The sequence below is a fragment of the Pseudomonas fulva genome (assembly GCF_023517795.1).
Classification (GTDB): domain Bacteria; phylum Pseudomonadota; class Gammaproteobacteria; order Pseudomonadales; family Pseudomonadaceae; genus Aquipseudomonas; species Aquipseudomonas fulva_D.
In genome coordinates, this window is sequence record NZ_CP082928.1 from 1,989,021 (window position 1) to 2,006,172 (window position 17,152).

General features: G+C 65.8%; 16 protein-coding genes. 7 read left to right on the plus strand and 9 right to left on the minus strand.

Translation table 11 applies throughout. The features are described from left to right. Positions 1–94 precede the first annotated feature (94 nt). The 4 genes from K8U54_RS08930 to K8U54_RS08945 form a co-directional block, all read right to left on the minus strand. On the minus strand, positions 95–1,006 hold the full coding sequence (locus K8U54_RS08930) for an SdiA-regulated domain-containing protein (protein ID WP_249909797.1): 912 nt from the start codon (positions 1,004–1,006) through the stop codon (positions 95–97). Positions 1,007–1,371: 365 nt separating this feature from the next. Next, positions 1,372–1,719, minus strand: coding sequence for a NirD/YgiW/YdeI family stress tolerance protein (locus K8U54_RS08935; RefSeq protein WP_218548973.1), 348 nt, complete (start codon positions 1,717–1,719; stop codon positions 1,372–1,374). 274 nt (positions 1,720–1,993) lie between these two features. After that, on the minus strand, positions 1,994–2,659 hold the full coding sequence (locus K8U54_RS08940) for a fumarylacetoacetate hydrolase family protein (RefSeq protein WP_249909798.1): 666 nt from the start codon (positions 2,657–2,659) through the stop codon (positions 1,994–1,996). Positions 2,660–2,683: 24 nt separating this feature from the next. Next, positions 2,684–4,075, minus strand: a complete 1,392-nt coding sequence (locus K8U54_RS08945) for an FAD-binding oxidoreductase (RefSeq protein ID WP_249909799.1) — start codon at positions 4,073–4,075, stop codon at positions 2,684–2,686. A 184-nt stretch (positions 4,076–4,259) separates the two neighbouring features. Here K8U54_RS08945 and serA point away from each other — a divergent pair, with 184 nt between their 5' ends. Beyond that, positions 4,260–5,489, plus strand: a complete 1,230-nt coding sequence (gene serA / locus K8U54_RS08950) for a phosphoglycerate dehydrogenase (protein WP_075933329.1) — start codon at positions 4,260–4,262, stop codon at positions 5,487–5,489. A 62-nt stretch (positions 5,490–5,551) separates the two neighbouring features. Here the strand turns inward: serA and K8U54_RS08955 are convergent, their stop codons facing one another. Then, positions 5,552–6,175: a 2OG-Fe(II) oxygenase gene (locus tag K8U54_RS08955; protein ID WP_249909800.1), complete on the minus strand. Its 624-nt coding sequence runs from the start codon at positions 6,173–6,175 to the stop codon at positions 5,552–5,554. Between the two features lie 82 nt (positions 6,176–6,257). On the opposite strand from K8U54_RS08955, the gene K8U54_RS08960 reads away from it, so the two are divergent. After that, positions 6,258–6,989: a hypothetical protein gene (locus K8U54_RS08960; protein WP_070885010.1), complete on the plus strand. Its 732-nt coding sequence runs from the start codon at positions 6,258–6,260 to the stop codon at positions 6,987–6,989. On the opposite strand, the gene K8U54_RS08965 is transcribed toward K8U54_RS08960, so the two are convergent. Beyond that, a complete protein-coding gene (locus K8U54_RS08965; protein ID WP_249910424.1) occupies positions 6,983–7,924 on the minus strand; it encodes an alpha/beta hydrolase in 942 nt (313 codons plus the stop codon). The two genes, K8U54_RS08960 and K8U54_RS08965, sit on opposite strands and share 7 nt — an antisense overlap. Before the next feature lie 123 nt (positions 7,925–8,047). Here K8U54_RS08965 and K8U54_RS08970 point away from each other — a divergent pair, with 123 nt between their 5' ends. Both K8U54_RS08970 and K8U54_RS08975 read left to right on the plus strand, forming a co-directional pair. Further along, on the plus strand, positions 8,048–8,644 hold the full coding sequence (locus tag K8U54_RS08970; protein ID WP_249909801.1) for a DUF6436 domain-containing protein: 597 nt from the start codon (positions 8,048–8,050) through the stop codon (positions 8,642–8,644). A 117-nt stretch (positions 8,645–8,761) separates the two neighbouring features. Continuing rightward, complete coding sequence (locus K8U54_RS08975) at positions 8,762–11,140, plus strand: penicillin acylase family protein (protein WP_249909802.1); 2,379 nt, start codon at positions 8,762–8,764, stop codon at positions 11,138–11,140. A 74-nt stretch (positions 11,141–11,214) separates the two neighbouring features. On the opposite strand, the gene rpmG is transcribed toward K8U54_RS08975, so the two are convergent. Together rpmG and rpmB are read right to left on the minus strand one after the other, a co-directional pair. Continuing rightward, positions 11,215–11,370: a 50S ribosomal protein L33 gene (gene rpmG, locus K8U54_RS08980; protein ID WP_013793373.1), complete on the minus strand. Its 156-nt coding sequence runs from the start codon at positions 11,368–11,370 to the stop codon at positions 11,215–11,217. A gap of 10 nt (positions 11,371–11,380) precedes the next feature. After that, entirely contained in the window at positions 11,381–11,617 is a 237-nt protein-coding gene (gene rpmB / locus K8U54_RS08985) for a 50S ribosomal protein L28 (protein ID WP_013793374.1), read from the minus strand. Positions 11,618–12,000: 383 nt separating this feature from the next. Between rpmB and K8U54_RS08990 the strand changes: the two genes are divergently transcribed. Together K8U54_RS08990 and K8U54_RS08995 are read left to right on the plus strand one after the other, a co-directional pair. Then, positions 12,001–13,578: an ABC transporter substrate-binding protein gene (locus tag K8U54_RS08990; RefSeq protein ID WP_249909803.1), complete on the plus strand. Its 1,578-nt coding sequence runs from the start codon at positions 12,001–12,003 to the stop codon at positions 13,576–13,578. Positions 13,579–13,705: 127 nt separating this feature from the next. Beyond that, complete coding sequence (locus tag K8U54_RS08995) at positions 13,706–15,067, plus strand: esterase-like activity of phytase family protein (protein WP_249909804.1); 1,362 nt, start codon at positions 13,706–13,708, stop codon at positions 15,065–15,067. Between the two features lie 18 nt (positions 15,068–15,085). Here K8U54_RS08995 and radC read toward each other — a convergent pair whose 3' ends face one another. Further along, on the minus strand, positions 15,086–15,760 hold the full coding sequence (gene radC / locus K8U54_RS09000; protein ID WP_070885004.1) for a RadC family protein: 675 nt from the start codon (positions 15,758–15,760) through the stop codon (positions 15,086–15,088). Between the two features lie 165 nt (positions 15,761–15,925). On the opposite strand from radC, the gene coaBC reads away from it, so the two are divergent. After that, complete coding sequence (gene coaBC / locus K8U54_RS09005; RefSeq protein ID WP_249909805.1) at positions 15,926–17,134, plus strand: bifunctional phosphopantothenoylcysteine decarboxylase/phosphopantothenate--cysteine ligase CoaBC; 1,209 nt, start codon at positions 15,926–15,928, stop codon at positions 17,132–17,134. The last annotated feature ends 18 nt before the right edge of the window (positions 17,135–17,152 follow it).

Genomic DNA, 17,152 nt, shown 5'->3' on the forward strand with positions numbered 1-17,152 from the left:
CTCATGGAGAAATAAACAGGGTCGCTCAGCCTGGAGCGCCCACCCGACCGCGACGCTAACAGCCCTCGCCTCGCTTCACCAGCGCGGCAGCCGACTAATCGGCCTTGCTGAACACATAGAAGAGGTTGGGCTCGCTGGTCATGTACAGCACGCCCTGATCATCCATGGTGATGCCCTCGGCCTGCGGCACCGATTTCTTCAGGCCCTGCTGCCCTTGCAGCAGCGACAGGCTGCTGAGCGGCTTGCCGGCTTCATCCAGTTCGACGACCAGGCGCGACTCATCCGACAGTGCCAGCAGGTGGCCGGTCAGGCTGTCGTAGTGGAGGCTGGAGAGATCACGGACGAAGATGCCGGCGTCGCGCTTGCGGTCGTCGCGAATCTGCACGGGGTTCGGCGCTGCCGGATCGAGGTTGGGGAAACCCTGCACCTCGTAGATGCGCATGGGGTCGCGCTCCTTGGCCACGAACAGCCGCTGGCCCTTCAGGTCATAGGCCAGACCCTCGAAGCCCTTGTTCTTGGTGCCCATCTCCAGGCCCAGCGACATCTGCTGCCCCTCGGCGGCATCGATGGCGGTGGTGTCATCATCGATGCGCACCTTGACCAGCCGCTGCGCGCGCTCGTCGGCGATGACGAAACGCCCGGGCGCCACATACTCGACAGCCTCCGGGTCGCCGAAGCCGACCAGCTCGATCTGCCGCAGCACCTTGCCATCCAGCGACAGCTCGATCAGCTTGGGATGCTGGTTGGTGACGGTGAACAGGCTTTTACGGTCCGGATCGTAGGTCAGCGCCGACACGTCGTCTTCCAGTCCTTCGATGCGCTGCGCCTCGATCACCACCCGGTAGTCGCTCAGCCACAGCGAATGCGCGGGCGCTTCGGCCGGCTGGCTGACGTTGAACCAGGCCCGTTCGAACAGGCGGAATTGCACACCAACGGCGATCAGCGCAGCCAACAGGGCAAGCCCCAACAACAGCAGTAATCCCTTGATCGAAATCAGACGGCCCATGACGACTCACATATGCAACGACAGAAATGACGACGCCGCCCCTCGATAGGTCGAGAGGCGGCCATTCAGTGCGGTGACGGGAAGCTAACAGCCCAGGGCCTGTTAACATTTCCGCACGACCGCGCCGGAGCCCGTTTTGCCGCGAGGCAAGGCACGAGCCGCGAAGTTTAGCGGGCTAAATGAGCCGGCGAGAAACGCAGCATCGCAGCAAAACGGGCCCGGCCCTTCGGGTTGCGCGAAAAATCTCGCCATGCGTTGTTGGAGGACTTGGCAAGGGAACAACCATTCCCTGCGTCCTCCGCCTAGCCTGGCGAGACTTTACGCGGCAACGCGGCTTGCGCGGAAGTGCTAACAGGCCCTAGGGCTTATTTCACCAGTTCGACGATATCGACGTCGATCTCACGGCTGGTCAGGTCCTTGTCGACTTCACCGGTCAGCTTGACGGTGGCTTTCTCGGAGATGGCTTGCGGCGGCCAGTCTTCGTCGTCGATCTCGACATGGATGGTGCCGGTGGCGTCCTTGAACTCGTAGAGCTCGTCCTGCAGGCGCTTGACGATCTGGCCTTGCAGCACCACCGGGGTATCGTCGCCGGCCTTCAGCGCCTGTTCGACCGTGGTGACCTGGGCGACCTGACCCGGGCCGGTATAGCCGGCAGCCAGGGCGGCGGTGGAGAACAGCGGAGCGAGCAGCAGTGCGAGTACGGGAGCTTTCATGGGGATGACCCTCTATCTGTAGATGACGGGGTCAGGTTAAGGCGCCTAGCTGAACCGAGGCTTAAAGCGGGCTTAAGCGAAGCTTAATTGGCAGGAGGCCGGTTTCAGGGCCGATGACCGCCGTGTGGCGCAAGCGGCCGATCGTAGGGTGGACGACGCTTCACCCGTCCACCGCTCTGCGATTGCAATGGTGGATGAAAAGAGCGTCATCCACCCTACGTAGCGAACGGCCGCTTCTGCCTTTCAGCAGCCCATGGATTGGGCACTACGCCTGTCAGATTACCCGGCTGGCAAAGCTCGAGTGTCCGACCAGATCCAGCACCAGCTCGTCGCCCTTGTTCAGCGGGCCGACGCCAGCGGGCGTGCCGGTAAGGATCACGTCGCCGGGTTGCAGGTTGAAGTGGCCGGCCATTTCCTGAATCACCGGCACGATCGGGAAGATCATGTCGGCGCTGCTGCCGTCCTGGCGCACTTCGCCGTTGATGGTCAGGCGGATGCCGATGTCGGTCAGGTCGCTGATCGCGTCACCCGGTACGAAAGGCGCCAGCACGCAGGCGCCGTCGAACGACTTGGCCGGCTCCCACGGGTGGCCCTTGTCCTTAAGCTTGCTCTGCAGGTCACGCAGGGTCAGGTCCAGGGCCGGGGCGAAGCCGGAGATGGCATCGAGCACTTCCTCCTCGCCCGGCTTGCGCGACAGCGGCTTGCCGATCAGCACGGCGATTTCCACTTCGTAGTGCACCGAGCCCCGGTCTTGCGGGATGCTGAAGCCGCCTTCGAGGGGCACCACGCAACTGCCGGGCTTGATGAACAGCATCGGCTCGGTCGGTAGCGGGTTGTTGAGTTCCTTGGCGTGTTCGGCGTAGTTACGGCCGACGCACACCACCTTGCCCAGCGGGAAATGGATACGGGTGCCATCGATGTACTGGTGCTGGTAGCTCATGGTCGCTCCTGTTGTTATGCACGTTCAGGCGAAGATCTTGCCCGGGTTCATGATGCCGTTGGGGTCGAATACCGCCTTGACCGCCTGCATGTAGGCGATTTCCGCCGGCGAGCGGCTGTATTCCAGGTAATCGCGCTTGACCATGCCCACGCCGTGCTCGGCGGAGATCGAGCCGTTGTAGCGCTGGACGGTCTCGAATACCCATTTGTTGACCCGCGCGCACGAGGCGAAGAAGGCCTCCTTGTCCATGTGCTCGGGCTTGAGGATGTTCAGGTGCAGGTTACCGTCGCCGATATGCCCGTACCAGACCACTTCGTAATCGGGATAGTGCTCGGTGACGATGGCGTCGATATCGCGCAGGAATGCCGGCACCTGCGAGACGGTGACGGAAATGTCGTTCTTGTAGGGCGTGTGGTGGGATATGGTTTCGGACAGGTACTCGCGCAGCTTCCAGAGGTTCTTCAGCTGGGTCTGGCTCTGGCTCATCACCCCGTCCAGCACCCAGCCCTGCTCGATGCAGTGCTCGAAGGTGCTCAGGGCCTCGCTGGCCACGTCCTCGCTGCTGGCCTCGAACTCCAGCAGGGCATAGAACGGGCAACGAGTATCGAATGGCGACGGCACGTCACCACGGGCCATGATGCGCGCCAGGCCCTTGTCGGAAAAGAACTCGAAGGCGGTGAGGTCGAGCTTGCCCTGGAAGGCGTGCAGCACCGGCATGATCGAGTCGAAATCAGGGGTACCCAGCACCATGGCGGTGAGGTTGCGCGGCGCACGGTCCAGGCGCATGGTCGCCTCGACCACGAAGCCCAGGGTGCCCTCGGCGCCGATGAACAGCTGGCGCAGGTCGTAGCCGGTGGCGTTCTTGATCAGGTCCTTGTTCAGCTCGAGCAATTCGCCGGTGCCGGTGACCACCTTCAGCCCCGCCACCCAGTTACGGGTCAGGCCGTAGCGGATCACCTTGATGCCGCCGGCATTGGTGCCGATGTTGCCGCCGATCTGGCTGGAGCCGCTGGAGGCGAAATCCACCGGGTAGTACAGGCCCTTGTCCTCGGCGAACTGCTGCAGCACGCCGGTGACCACGCCCGGCTGGCAGACCACGGTGCGGTTGGCGGCGTCGAACTCGAGGATCTGGTTCATGTAGTCGAACGACACCACCACCTCGCCATGGGTGGCGACTGCCGCCGCCGACAGCCCGGTACGGCCGCCCGAGGGCACCAGGGCGATCCTGTGGGCGTTGGCCCAGCGCACGATGGCCTGCACCTGCTCGATCGTCTTGGGAAACACGATAGCGCTGGGCGCAGGCGCGTATTGCCGGGTCCAGTCCTTGCCGTAGGTTTCCAGGGACGCGGCGTCGGTGAGCACCTTGCCGGGCTCGACCAGCGTTCTGAGTTCGTCAATCGGCATGGGATCGGTCATAGCAACTCTCGAAACTTTCATGGTCGCCCTGAGAACCGTTCAGGTCGCAACCGAGCAAGGAAAAGGGAAGCCATGCTAGCATATGCCCCCCGCAAATCGCGCTGCACAGCGACTTGCCGGCCCGATTGGCGAGCGCGCCGATCCTTCTCCTGACACTTAAATTAGTGGGGCAACAGGTACTCCGATGAGCACGACCTCTCTCGACAAGAGCAAGATCAAGTTCCTTCTTCTCGAAGGCGTCCACCAAAATGCCGTGGACACCCTGAAGGCGTCCGGCTACACCAACATCGAGTACCTCAAGACCGCGCTCTCCGGCGAGGAGCTGAAGGCCAAGATCGCCGACGCGCACTTCATCGGCATCCGTTCGCGCACCCAACTGACCGAAGAGATCTTCGACTGCGCCAAGAAGCTGGTCGCCGTCGGCTGCTTCTGCATCGGCACCAACCAGGTCGACCTGGACGCCGCTCGCGAGCGCGGTATCGCCGTGTTCAACGCGCCGTATTCCAACACCCGCTCGGTGGCCGAGCTGGTGCTCGCCCAGGCCATCCTGTTGCTGCGCGGCATTCCCGAGAAGAACGCTTCCTGCCACCGCGGCGGCTGGATCAAGTCGGCGGCCAACTCTTTCGAAATCCGCGGCAAGAAGCTGGGCATCGTCGGCTACGGCTCGATCGGCACCCAGCTGTCGGTACTCGCCGAAGCCCTCGGCATGCAGGTCTTCTTCTACGACACCGTGACCAAGCTGCCGCTGGGCAACGCCCAGCAGATCGGCAAGCTGCATGACCTGCTCGGCCTGTGCGACATCGTTTCCCTGCACGTACCGGAGCTGCCGTCCACCCAGTGGATGATCGGCGAAGCGGAAATCCGCGCCATGAAGAAGGGCGGCATCCTGATCAACGCCGCACGCGGCACCGTGGTCGAGCTCGACCACCTGGCCCAGGCGATCAAGGACGAGCACCTGATCGGCGCGGCCATCGACGTGTTCCCGGTCGAGCCCAAATCCAACGACGACGTCTTCGAAAGCCCGCTGCGCGGCCTGGATCGCGTGATCCTGACCCCGCACATCGGCGGCTCCACCGCCGAGGCCCAGGCCAACATCGGCCTGGAAGTGGCCGAGAAGCTTGTCAAGTACAGCGACAACGGTACCTCGGTGTCCTCGGTCAACTTCCCGGAAGTGGCCCTGCCGGCGCACCCGGGCAAGCACCGTCTGCTGCACATCCACGCCAACGTGCCGGGCGTGATGAGCGAGATCAACAAGGTGTTCGCCGACAACGGCATCAACATCTCCGGCCAGTACCTGCAGACCAACGACAAGGTCGGCTACGTGGTCATCGACGTCGATGCCGACTACTCGGACCTGGCGCTGGAGAAGCTGCAGCAGGTCAACGGCACCATCCGCAGCCGCGTGCTGTTCTAAGCACAGCGCAGTGACGACAAAGGGAGGCTTCGGCCTTCCTTTTTCATGCCTGCGAGCTGGCGTCAGAACCCCCCGTCGCCGCGGCGGCGGAACCAGCCGGTCAGCGACAGGCGATCGCGGGTGGCCGGCAGCACTTCGTGCGGCACGTCGGCAGACAGGAACACCACCAGCGTGCCGGCCTCGGGCAGCACGTCACGCACCTGGCCGTCCGCCAGGTACAGGCGCAGCTGGCCGCCCTCCTCGGCCTGCCAGCAGTCATTGAGGTAGAGCACGGCCGACACCGCCCGACGGTCATCGTCGCGGAAGCGATCCAGGTGCTTGAGGTAGAAGCCGCCCGGCGGATAGAACGCGAAGTGGCTTTCGTAGTCCACCAGCCCCAGGTAGAGGCTCTGGTTGATGGCCACGCGCAGCTCGTCGAGCAGTTGCAGGTAACCGTCGCAGGCCGGCGACTGCCCGGCCTCGAGCCACTGGATATGGTCGCTGCGGGTGCCTTCGTGCACCGCCACCGCGTGGCCACGGCCGGTACCGGCCGGCGCCAGGGTGCCCTGGGCGATGCGCTGGCGGCACTCATCCGCCAGTTCCCGGGTCAGAGAAGCAGGGGCGAATTGGGTTTGCAACGACCATCCGAATTCGGCAAGGTCATCGATGATGCGGCTCAGCAGCGAATCGGAAATGTCTGTGGTCATGGCGCGATTCTACCCTGTGTCGCGTACACCTCGACAAGCTCCACTTGGCTGCCGAAAATAGCCGCCCCAGACAGGAGTTCGTATGCGCGCGTTGTGTTGTTTCTTGCTGTTGCTCCTGAGCCTGCCGGCCATGGCCGACACCCATGCCGAGCTGTATGAAAAAGCCGGCTGGCCGCAGCAGCGTGCGCATTTCAGCGATGCACTGAGCGCCGCCCAGGCGCGTTACAGCAAGAGCCTGCCGCCAGCGGTGTACCAGGCGCTGGTCGACAACAGCAACCGACGCTTCGCCGCCCGCGCCATGGACGAGCGCGCCGAGAGCAGCCTGCGCGCAGGCCTCCCCGACCCGGCGCCGGCCCTGCGCTTCTTCGAATCGCCCCTGGGCCGCAAGATCGTCAGCGCCGAACTGCTCGCCACCCGCCCGGACCAATTGGCCAAGTACGCCGACGGCCTGCCGGTCAGCGAAGCCGATGCCACTCGCCGCCTGCTGATCCGCCACCTGGCCCAGGCCCTGCCGGCCAGTGAAGCGGGCGCGGAGATCAGCCTGGCCCTGGCCGGCGTGGCGGCCGACAGCCTCAGCCAGATGATTCCCGGCCTGCTCGGCGGCGGCACTGCACAAGGGCTGCTCGACGGCCAGCGCCAACGGCTGATGGCGCAGATCGACAAGGACCTGGACAACACCCTGCTGCACGTCTACCGCAACCTGTCCGATCCGGAGCTGGAAGAGTTCGTCACCTTCGCCCAGTCCAGCGAAGGCGCGGCCTACTACAAGGCGGCCCTGGCGGCAATCCGCGCCGGCCTGGCGGTGGGTCAGTAGGCGCGGCCCAGCTGCTCGCCCAGATAATCGAAATAGCGCTGGCGCAGCGGCGCCACCTCGTTGGCCAGGTGGTGGCGCGCCTCGGGTAGCCGCAGGATACGCGGCGCGCTGAACTTGTTCTCGAGCACCGCCAGGTTGTGCCGCCAGTCCACCGTCATGTCCGCCTCGCCCTGCACGATGAGCGGGCTGCGTGTGCTGCGCGGTGCCTGTTCGATACGCGGCACCCACTGGCTCAGCGCGCCGACCCAGACGGTCGGCACCACCCTGGGCTGCAAGGGATCGCGGTTGCGCAGGAAATCGAGAAACTCCGGATCGCTGGAGTTCTCGCTGAAGCGTCGCGGAATCTCCTGCACGAAACGGTGCAACAGGCGGTAGCTGAGCTGCGACCAGTTCCAGCGCCGTGGCCGCACCAGGGGGGCCAGCAGAATGGTTTCGCCGACCTCGGCCAACGGCTGGTCGTTGAGCAGGTAGTCGATCAGGATCGCCCCGCCGGTACTCTGCCCGCACAGGTGCCAGGGCGCCGGCAGGCCCAGCACGTCAGCCTGCTGCAAGGCGGCGCGCAGCACGGCCTGGTATTCGGCGAAATCCTTGATGCTGGCCCGCGGGCCGCTGGACAGGCCGTGGCCCGGCAAGTCCACGGCGAGCACCGCGAATCCGGCCTCCAGCGCCCAGTCGATCACATGCCGGTACAGACCGCTGTGGTCGTAATAGCCGTGCAGCAGCAACAGGGTGGCGCGGGGCGCAACGGGTTTCCACAACTGGGCGGCGATGCGGTAGTCGTCCACCTCGAACCAGCCGAGCCGGCTCTCGACCGCCTCGCGCGGCAGGAAGCCATAGAACTGCCGATAGGCCAGCTCCGCCGCCGACAGCGGCGCAGCGCTGGCCAGCGGACGCAGGCTGGCGACCAGCGGTTCGGGTTGGAAGATCTCGGGCATCGGCAGCATCGACTCTGATTGATTCACGGCAGCATCACCGGGGTGGGCAGCCGGTACAGTGACGATCTTCTGCTGCCAGGCTCGCCATGGCAAGCCACCGAATCGCCTACGGAAGCTTCAGGCATGGCCCGTTCCCGCCGCATCACGCCCCTCGCCTGCCTTGTCGCCATCACCTGGCTGGCCGCCATGATCGCCGCCTTCTGGTGGTTCGAGGCGCGTTATCTGCGCCCCCTCGATGAACGTAGCGCGCTGTTTGCCGGCAGCCAACTGCGCCTGCCGGCTCAGCTCGCTGGGCCGGGTGAGGTTCGCCTGGTGCACTTCTGGGACCCGGCCTGCCCCTGCAACGTCGGCAACCAGCAGCACCTCGGCGAATTGCTGGCGCGCTACGGCGGGCGGGGCGTGCAGTTCTATGCCGTGCAGAAGCCCGGCAGCCGGGGGCGACTGCCGGATACCTTGCGGGCACTGCGCTCACTCGCCGGGCTGGCCGGCAGTGAGCGGCTACCCGCCAGCCCGGCCGTGGCGATCTGGGATCAGCACGGCCGGCTGGCCTATTTCGGCCCCTACGGCAGCGGCATGACCTGCACCTCCGGCAACAGCTTCGTCGAGCCCGTGCTCGATGCGCTGCTCGACGGACGCAAGGTGCTGGCGGACAACAACCTGGCGAGCGGTTGTTTCTGCGCTTGGGCAGATGAACACGACGACCGTAACCGGCCTTACTAGCCGGGTCACGCACCGGCCGCTGCAGGTCAGCGGCCACGTCACGTCCTGAGCCGGTCGCCTTGCAGTCGGCGCGGATTGCCCGCAGCATGGCGGCCCGCGTGAGACAAGGACGGCAGCATGAAACGCTTCCTCATCATCCTGGCGGCCGTGCTGCTGACGGCCGCTGGCGGTGGCGCCTGGTACCTGCATGGCAAGCAACCGGTGCGCGACGGCGAGCTGGCCCTGCAACGCCTCGACGCGCCGGTGCAGGTGCGCTACGACGAACGCGGCGTGCCGCATATCGAGGCGCAGAGCGAAGCCGACCTGTACCGCGCCCTGGGCTTCGTGCAGGCCCAGGATCGCCTGTTCCAGATGGAGATGCTGCGCCGCCTGGCCCGCGGAGAGCTGGCCGAAGTGCTTGGCGCCAGGCTGCTACCCACCGACCGCCTGTTTCGCACCCTGCAGATCCGCGACCGGGCCGACCAGCAGGCCCGCGAACTGGACCCCGACAGCCCCCACGGCAAGGCGCTGGCCGCCTACCTCGATGGCATCAACCAGTATCAGGACAGCCGACCGGCACCCCTGGAATTCGACCTGCTGGGCATCGAGAAACGCCCGTTCAGCGCCGCGGATACCCTGTCCATCGCCGGCTACCTGGCCTACAGCTTCGCCGCGGCGCTGCGCAGCGAGCCCCTGCTGACGCGCATTCGCGATGAACTGGGCAGCGACTACCTGGCGATCTTCGATATCGACTGGCACCCCGACGGCGTGCTCGGCACAGCACTCGGCAACGACGACTGGCGGCTGCTCGACCGGATCGCCGCCCTGAGCGATCAGGCCCTGGCCGACAGCGGGCTGCCGCAGTTCGAGGGCAGCAATGCCTGGGCGGTGGCCGGTGCCCGCACCGCCAGCGGCAAGCCACTGCTGGCCGGCGATCCGCACATCCGCTTCTCGGCGCCCTCGGTGTGGTACGAGGCGCACCTCAAGTCGCCGGGCTTCGAACTCTACGGCCATCACCAGCCAGCGACCCCGGTGGCCTTTCTCGGTCACAACCGGGATTTCGCCTGGACCCTGACCATGTTCCAGAACGACGACATGGACCTGATCGCCGAACGCAGCAACCCGGACAACCCCGAGCAGGTCTGGTATCAGGGCGGCTGGGTCGATCTGCAGCAGCGCGAGGAGGTCATCCGGGTCAAGGACGGCGCACCGGTGACCCTGCAGCTGCGCCGCTCGCCCCACGGTCCGATCATCAACGATGCCCTGGGTGACAGCGCCGGCACCACGCCCATCGCCATGTGGTGGACCTTTCTGGAAAGCGAGAACCCGCTGCTCGAGGCCTTTTACCGCCTGAACCGTGCCGACACCCTGGAAAAGGGCCGCGCCGCCGCCGAGCGCATCCATGCACCGGGCCTCAACCTGGTGTGGGCCAACGCCCGCGGCGACATCGCCTGGTGGGCCGCGGCCAGGCTGCCGATACGCCCGGTCGGGGTGAATCCCGCGTTTATCCTCGATGGCGGCACGAGCGCTGCCGACAAACCGGGCTTCCATCCCTTCAGCGCCAACCCGCAGGAAGAGAACCCAACCCGCGGCTACATCGTCTCGGCCAACTTCCAGCCGCTGCCGGCCAGCGGCATCGAGATTCCCGGCTACTACAACCCGCCGGAGCGCGGCCAACGCCTCAATCAGCACCTGGCTGACCCGGACGTGCGCTGGGACCTGCACAACAGTCAGGCCCTGCAGCTGGAAACCGCCACCGCCTACGGCCCCAAGCTGCTGGCGCCGATTCTCGATGATCTGCGTGCCGCAGCAGCAGACGAGCAGGAGCGGCAACTGGTCGAATCGCTGGCGACCTGGAGCGGCGATCACCCGCTGCAATCGCTGCCGGCGACCCTGTTCAACCAGCTCACCTATGAACTGGGCCGCGCCACCCTGGCGCCACGCCTGGGCGCCGAGGCCTTCGAGCAATTGCTGTCGACCCGGATGATCGACAGCGCACTGCCGCGCCTGAGCGCCGATGCGAACTCGCCCTGGTGGGCGCGCGCCGATGGCAGGCCACTCAGCCGCGCCGAAGCGGTGGCCGAGGCCTGGCGCGCCACCCTGCAGCACCTGCGCGCTACCCTGGGCGACGACCCGGCGCAATGGCGCTGGGGCCAGGCCCACACCCTCACCCACCAGCACCCGTTGGGCGTGCAGCGGCCCCTGGATGCGCTGCTCAACGTCGGCCCGCTGCCAGCGCCGGGTGGCCACGAGACGCCCAACAACCTGTCGCACCGCATTGGCGCCGCGCCCTGGTCGGTGGGCTACGGGCCCTCGACGCGCCGGCTGATCGACCTGGCCGATGCCGACCACAGCCTGGGCATCAACCCGCTGGGCCAGAGCGGCGTGCCGTTCGACCGCCACTACAGCGACCAGGCCCAGCGCTTCATAAACGGCGAGTACGTGCCGCAACACCTGAGTGCCGACGACGTAACTGCCAACACGCGCAGCACGCTGACACTGCGACCGGCGCCCTGAACGATCAGCGGCGCCGCAAATCGCGGGCATGAAAAAGCCCGCCATGGGGCGGGCTTTTCGAGTCAGCCGATCAATTACTTGATCTTGGCTTCCTTGTACGCAACGTGCTTGCGGACGACCGGATCGTATTTCTTGATCTCGATCTTGTCCGGAGTGGTGCGCTTGTTCTTGTCGGTGGTGTAGAAGTGGCCGGTACCGGCGCTGGACACCAAACGGATCAGTTCACGCATGACAGTCTCCTTAAACCTTTTCGCCGCGAGCACGAAGCTCGGCCAGCACTACGTCAATACCACGCTTGTCGATGATGCGCATGCCTTTGGTGGACAGACGCAGACGGACGAAGCGGTTTTCAGACTCGACCCAGAAGCGGTGATGCTGCAGGTTCGGCAGGAAACGACGACGGGTTTTGTTGTTCGCGTGGGAAATGTTATTCCCGGTTACCGGACCCTTACCGGTAACTTGACAGACTCTCGACATACCTCAGCCCTCTAAAACCACATGCCCAACCCGGCATGGGTTGGCCGCTTAATCTCTGTTTTTCGGCGCTGGGCGCCGCGTTTCTTCAGGGTCTTACCGGTGATAGATCGCGATCAAGCAACCGGGCCCCTAGAAAAGAGCGCTGCTTTATACCAGAAAGCCCCCACAGCAACAAGCGCGAACGCACTTAAAAATACCGGCCGTTCGGGCGCTGAGCCCCAGGCGGCGGGCATGGGCGCGAACGACCGCTCGTCGCCGTATTGCGTTGTTAGCCTGCATCTTATCGTTTAGGGTCTGTCCACGCGTTAACGCGACCCTCTCTCCCCCTCAGCCTTGTCACCAGCGGCCCGCCGGATGCGCGCCGTTTCGTTCAGGAGATCACCATGCGCCTTGCCCTGTTGCCGCTGCTCGTCGCCCCGCTGTTCGCCCAGGCCGCGACCCTGAGCGTCTGTACCGAAGCCAGCCCCGATGGTTTCGATGTGGTGCAGTACAACTCCCTGACCACCACCAACGCCTCGGCCGACGTGCTGATGAACCGCCTGGTCGAATTCGACGCCGCCAACGGCAAGCTGGTGCCCAGCCTGGCCAGCAGCTGGACGATCTCCGACGACGGCCTGACCTATACCTTCACCCTGCGCCCTGACGTCTTGTTCCACCGCACCGACTACTTCAAGCCCAGCCGCCCGACGCTGGAAGCCGATGACGTGCTGTTCAGCTTCCAGCGCATGCTCGATGCCAACCACCCCTGGCACAAGACGGCCACCAGTGGCTATCCCCATGCCCAGTCCATGCAGTGGCCCGCGCTGATCAAGGCGGTGGAGAAGGTCGACGCCCATACCGTGCGTGTCACCCTGAACAAACCGGACGCGACCTTTCTCGCCACCCTGAGCATGGGCTTCGCCTCCATCTATTCCGCCGAGTACGCCGACCAGCTGCTCAAGGCCGGCACGCCGGAAAAGCTCAACAGCCAGCCGATCGGTACCGGCCCCTTCGTGTTCCGGCGCTTCCAGAAGGATGCCGCGGTGCGCTACACGGCCAACGCCGACTACTTCGCTGGCAAGCCAGAGGTCGACAACCTGGTCTTCGCCATCACCCCGGATGCCAATGTGCGCCTGCAGCGCCTGCGCCGCGGCGAATGCCAGATCGCCCTGTCGCCCAAACCGGTCGACGTCGAAGCGGCGAGCCAGGATGCGGGCCTCGGCACCGTGAAGACCGCCGCCTTCATGACCGCCTTCGTGGCCCTCAACAGCCAGCACCCGCCGCTGGACAAACCCGCCGTGCGCCAGGCGATCAACCTGGCGTTCGACAAGCGCAGCTACCTCAAGGCCGTGTTCGAAAACAGCGCCGAGCCGGCCGACGGCCCCTATCCGCCCAACACCTGGAGCTACGCCAGCGACCTGCCGGGCTACGCCCATGACCCGCAGAAGGCCCGCGAGCTGCTCAAGGAGGCCGGGCTGGCCGATGGTTTCAGCACCACCATCTGGACGCGCCCCTCGGGCAGCCTGCTCAACCCCAACCCCAGCCTCGGTGCACAGCTGCTGCAGGCCGACCTGGCCGAGGTCGGCATCAAGGCGCAGATCCGGGTGATCGAGTGGGGCGAGCTGATCCGCCGCGCCAAGGCCGGTGAGCATGACCTGCTGTTCATGGGCTGGGCCGGCGACAACGGCGACCCGGACAACTTCCTGACCCCACAATTTTCCTGCGCCTCGGTGGAGTCCGGGCTGAACTTCGCGCGTTTCTGCGATGCCAAGCTCGACAAGCTGATCGCCGACGGCAAGGCCGTCAGCGACCAGGCCAAGCGCAGCGCGCTGTATCAGGACGCCCAGGCGATCATCCAGCAACAGGCGCTGTGGCTGCCGCTGGCCCACCCGACCGCCTACGCACTGACCCGCAAGGGCGTCGAGGGCTACAGCGTGAGCCCCTTCGGCCGGCAGGATTTCTCCCGGGTCAGCGTGCCGTGACCGCTGCGGGCTGCCCCTCCCTGGCGCAGGGCAGTCCGCTGTCGATAAAGCATGCCGGTGGCTGTCACCGGCATGACATACGGCTGCCGCACCCTGTTGGCTTTTCAACCGCAGGGAATCATCCGGCATGCGTCGCACTCTTCGTCTTCACACCCTTCTCGCCGGTACGGCCTGCTGGGCCTCGTTCGCCATCGCCCAGGACAGCGTCACCGCCTATCCCGCCACACTGGCCGGCCATGCAGTGATGCCGGCGGCGAGCTTCATTCAGCCGCCCGCCGATGCGCCGGCGGATTTTGCCATCAGCGGCAAATTCTCCAACGGCCAGCGCAACGAGCAGGTCGGCAGCGTGCAAGGCCTGTCGGCCAACCGTCCTACCGGTATGTCGCTGCCTTTCCACGGCCAGCCGCTGCAGGGCCACTCCGGCATCAAGCACATGCCGGACGGCAGTTTCTGGGTGCTCACCGACAACGGCTTCGGCACCCAGGCCAACTCCGCCGATGCCATGCTCCACCTCAGCCATTACGCCATCGACTTCAAGCGCGGCGAGTTCAAACGCTTGGCCACGGTGTTTCTCAGCGACCCCGACAAGAAGGTGCCGTTTCGCATCGTTCACGAGGGCACGCCGGCGCGCTACCTGAGCGGCGCGGATTTCGACCCGGAAAGCTTCCAGCTGATCGGCGACTCCATCTGGATCGGCGACGAATTCGGCCCCTACCTGATCAAGACCGATCTGCAGGGCCGCGTGCAGGCGGTGTTCGACGTCGAGGCCGACGGCAAGCCGGTGCGCTCGCCCGACAATCCCGCCGTCACCACCCCAGCCTGGCCAGCCGACGCGATGAACTTCCAGGTGCGCCGCTCCAAGGGCCTGGAAGGCATGGCCGCCGCCAAGGACGGCAGCAAGCTCTATGCGCTACTGGAAGGCCCGCTGTGGGAGGCGGCCAGCCAGGGTGCCGAGCAGCGCGACGGCAAGAACGTGCTGCGGGTGCTCGAGTTCGACGTTGCCAGCGAAGCCTGGACGGGGCGCCACTGGTTCTACCCGCTGGAGCAACCCGGCCACGCCATCGGCGACTTCAACATGATCGATGTGGCGAGCGGCCTGGTGATCGAGCGCGACAACGGCGAAGGCACGGCGGACAAGGCCTGCCCGCCGGGCGAAAAGGGCACCACCTGCTTCTCGGATATCGCCCGCTTCAAGCGCGTCTACAAGGTCGCCTTCGACGACAGCAACGTCGGCCAGGCCGTGCGCAAGGTCGGTTACATCGATCTGCTCGCCATCCAGGACCCGCACGGTATCGCCCGCAAGCCGCTGAACGGTGGCGTGCTGACCTTTCCGTTCTTCACCATCGAGAACGTCGACATCGTCGATGAGCGCCATATCGTGGTCGGCAACGACAACAACCTGCCGTTCTCCAGCAGCCGCGAACCGAACAGGGCTGACGACAACGAACTGGTGCTGCTGGAAGTCGGCGAATTGCTGCAAGCCCGCTGACGGCTTCCGAGCTGCCGTCTACATCCAGCCATGCTCGACCATCGACAGCGGCTCGCCGTCACCGACGATGAAATGATCGAGGATGCGCACTTCGACCAGCGCCAGCGCCTCCTTCAGGCGCTGGGTCAGCACCTTGTCGGCCTGGCTCGGCTCGGCGACGCCCGATGGATGGTTGTGGGTGAGAATCAGCGCCGCAGCGTTATGGGCCAGGGCGCGCTTGACCACCTGCCGCGGGTAGACGCTGGCGCTGTCGATGGAGCCGTGGAACAGCGCCTCGAAGGCCAGCACGCGGTGCTTGGCATCGAGAAACAGGCAAGCGAACACCTCGTGGGGCTCGTGGCGCAGTTGTGCCTTGAGGTAGTCACGCACCGCCTGGGGGCTTTCCAGGGCCGAGTCGCGGCGCAGTTGCTCGGCCAGGTGGCGACGGCCCATTTCCAGTACCGCCTGCAGCTGGGCGAACTTGGCCGGGCCGAGCCCCAGGTGTTGGCTGAAGGACGGCAGGTCGGCCTGCAACAGGGCGCGCAGGCTGCCGAAATCGGCGAGCAGGTGGCGCGCCAGGTCCACCGCACTCTGCCCGGCCACGCCGGTACGCAGGAAGATCGCCAGCAGCTCGGCGTCGGTCAGGCTGGCCGCCCCCTGGGCCAGCAGCTTTTCCCGCGGGCGCTCTGCCGCGGGCCACTCACGAATGCTCATCAGACATGCCCTGCCCAGCCAATTCCCACCGCCGTTGCGCTCGCCCGGCGTGCCGCTGCTCCCCTGCTGCCGCTGTGCTATCGTAGCCCGGTTTTTCGCAGAGCGCCGGGCCTGGGGAGGTCTCGGGCATCTGCGTCTGTAACTACACACGACAAAGGCGGAGTTATGCAGCGGCTGTATCGCAAACGCATCATCCTCGGCGTGGGTGGCGGCATCGCGGCGTACAAGAGCGCCGAGCTGGTCCGCCGCCTCAAGGATCAGGGTGCCGAAGTGCGCGTGGTCATGACCCAGGGTGGTCGCGAATTCATCACCCCGCTGACCCTGCAGGCGCTGTCCGGCCACCCGGTGCATCTGGACCTGCTCGACCCGGCGGCCGAAGCCGCCATGGGCCATATCGAGCTGGCACGCTGGGCCGACCTGGTGCTGATCGCCCCGGCCACCGCCGACCTGATGGCGCGCCTGGCCCAGGGCGTGGCCGATGACCTGCTGACCACCCTGGTGCTGGCCACCGATGCCCCGGTGGCCCTGGCGCCGGCGATGAACCAGGCGATGTGGCGCGACCCGGCGACCCTGGCCAACGTCGAGCTGCTGCGCAGCCGCGGCCTGAAACTGTTCGGCCCGGCCTCCGGCAGCCAGGCCTGTGGCGACGTCGGCCTGGGCCGCATGCTCGAAGCCGATGACCTGGCGCAGCTGGCCGCCGACTGCTTCGAACACCGGGCACTGAGCGGCAAGCACGTGCTGATCACCGCCGGCCCGACCCAGGAAAACATCGACCCGGTGCGTTACATCACCAACCACAGCTCCGGCAAGATGGGCTTCGCCCTCGCCGAAGCGGCCGTGGAAGCCGGCGCCAAGGTCACCCTGATCAGCGGCCCGGTGCACCTGGCCACACCGGATCGGGTCAATCGCATCGACGTGGTCAGCGCCCGCGACATGCTCGCCGCCTGCGAAGCGGCGATGCCCTGCGACATCCTCATCGCCGCCGCCGCCGTGGCCGACTACCGCCCGGAAGTTGTCGCCCAGCACAAATTGAAGAAAGACCCCAACAGCGGTGATGGTCTGCTGTTGCAGATGGTGCGCAACCCGGACATCCTCGCCACCCTGGCGCACCGTGACGACCGGCCGTTCAGCGTCGGCTTCGCCGCCGAGACCGAGAATTTGCTCGAATACGCCTCGCGCAAGCTCAAGGACAAGAACCTCGACCTGATCGTCGCCAACGACGTGGCCAACCCGAGCATCGGTTTCAACAGCGAGGACAACGCGATCACCATCATCGATCGCGGGCTGCAGCAGACCAGCTTCGCGCAGACCAGCAAGGGCAAGATCGCCCGCCAGCTGGTGAGCTTCATCGCCGCGCAGCAACCCAAACACTGACCTTCATTCCCACGGAAG

Excerpts from the sequence above, each read along its gene's own strand:
- K8U54_RS08930 (WP_249909797.1), bottom strand. The coding sequence starts at position 1,006 with ATGGGCCGTCTGATTTCGATCAAGGGATTACTGCTGTTGTTGGGGCTT.
- K8U54_RS08935 (WP_218548973.1), bottom strand. The coding sequence starts at position 1,719 with ATGAAAGCTCCCGTACTCGCACTGCTGCTCGCTCCGCTGTTCTCCACC.
- K8U54_RS08940 (WP_249909798.1), bottom strand. The coding sequence starts at position 2,659 with ATGAGCTACCAGCACCAGTACATCGATGGCACCCGTATCCATTTCCCG.
- K8U54_RS08945 (WP_249909799.1), bottom strand. The coding sequence starts at position 4,075 with ATGACCGATCCCATGCCGATTGACGAACTCAGAACGCTGGTCGAGCCC.
- serA (WP_075933329.1), top strand. The coding sequence starts at position 4,260 with ATGAGCACGACCTCTCTCGACAAGAGCAAGATCAAGTTCCTTCTTCTC.
- K8U54_RS08955 (WP_249909800.1), bottom strand. The coding sequence starts at position 6,175 with ATGACCACAGACATTTCCGATTCGCTGCTGAGCCGCATCATCGATGAC.
- K8U54_RS08960 (WP_070885010.1), top strand. The coding sequence starts at position 6,258 with ATGCGCGCGTTGTGTTGTTTCTTGCTGTTGCTCCTGAGCCTGCCGGCC.
- K8U54_RS08965 (WP_249910424.1), bottom strand. The coding sequence starts at position 7,924 with ATGCCCGAGATCTTCCAACCCGAACCGCTGGTCGCCAGCCTGCGTCCG.
- K8U54_RS08970 (WP_249909801.1), top strand. The coding sequence starts at position 8,048 with ATGGCCCGTTCCCGCCGCATCACGCCCCTCGCCTGCCTTGTCGCCATC.
- K8U54_RS08975 (WP_249909802.1), top strand. The coding sequence starts at position 8,762 with ATGAAACGCTTCCTCATCATCCTGGCGGCCGTGCTGCTGACGGCCGCT.
- rpmG (WP_013793373.1), bottom strand. The coding sequence starts at position 11,370 with ATGCGTGAACTGATCCGTTTGGTGTCCAGCGCCGGTACCGGCCACTTC.
- rpmB (WP_013793374.1), bottom strand. The coding sequence starts at position 11,617 with ATGTCGAGAGTCTGTCAAGTTACCGGTAAGGGTCCGGTAACCGGGAAT.
- K8U54_RS08990 (WP_249909803.1), top strand. The coding sequence starts at position 12,001 with ATGCGCCTTGCCCTGTTGCCGCTGCTCGTCGCCCCGCTGTTCGCCCAG.
- K8U54_RS08995 (WP_249909804.1), top strand. The coding sequence starts at position 13,706 with ATGCGTCGCACTCTTCGTCTTCACACCCTTCTCGCCGGTACGGCCTGC.
- radC (WP_070885004.1), bottom strand. The coding sequence starts at position 15,760 with ATGAGCATTCGTGAGTGGCCCGCGGCAGAGCGCCCGCGGGAAAAGCTG.
- coaBC (WP_249909805.1), top strand. The coding sequence starts at position 15,926 with ATGCAGCGGCTGTATCGCAAACGCATCATCCTCGGCGTGGGTGGCGGC.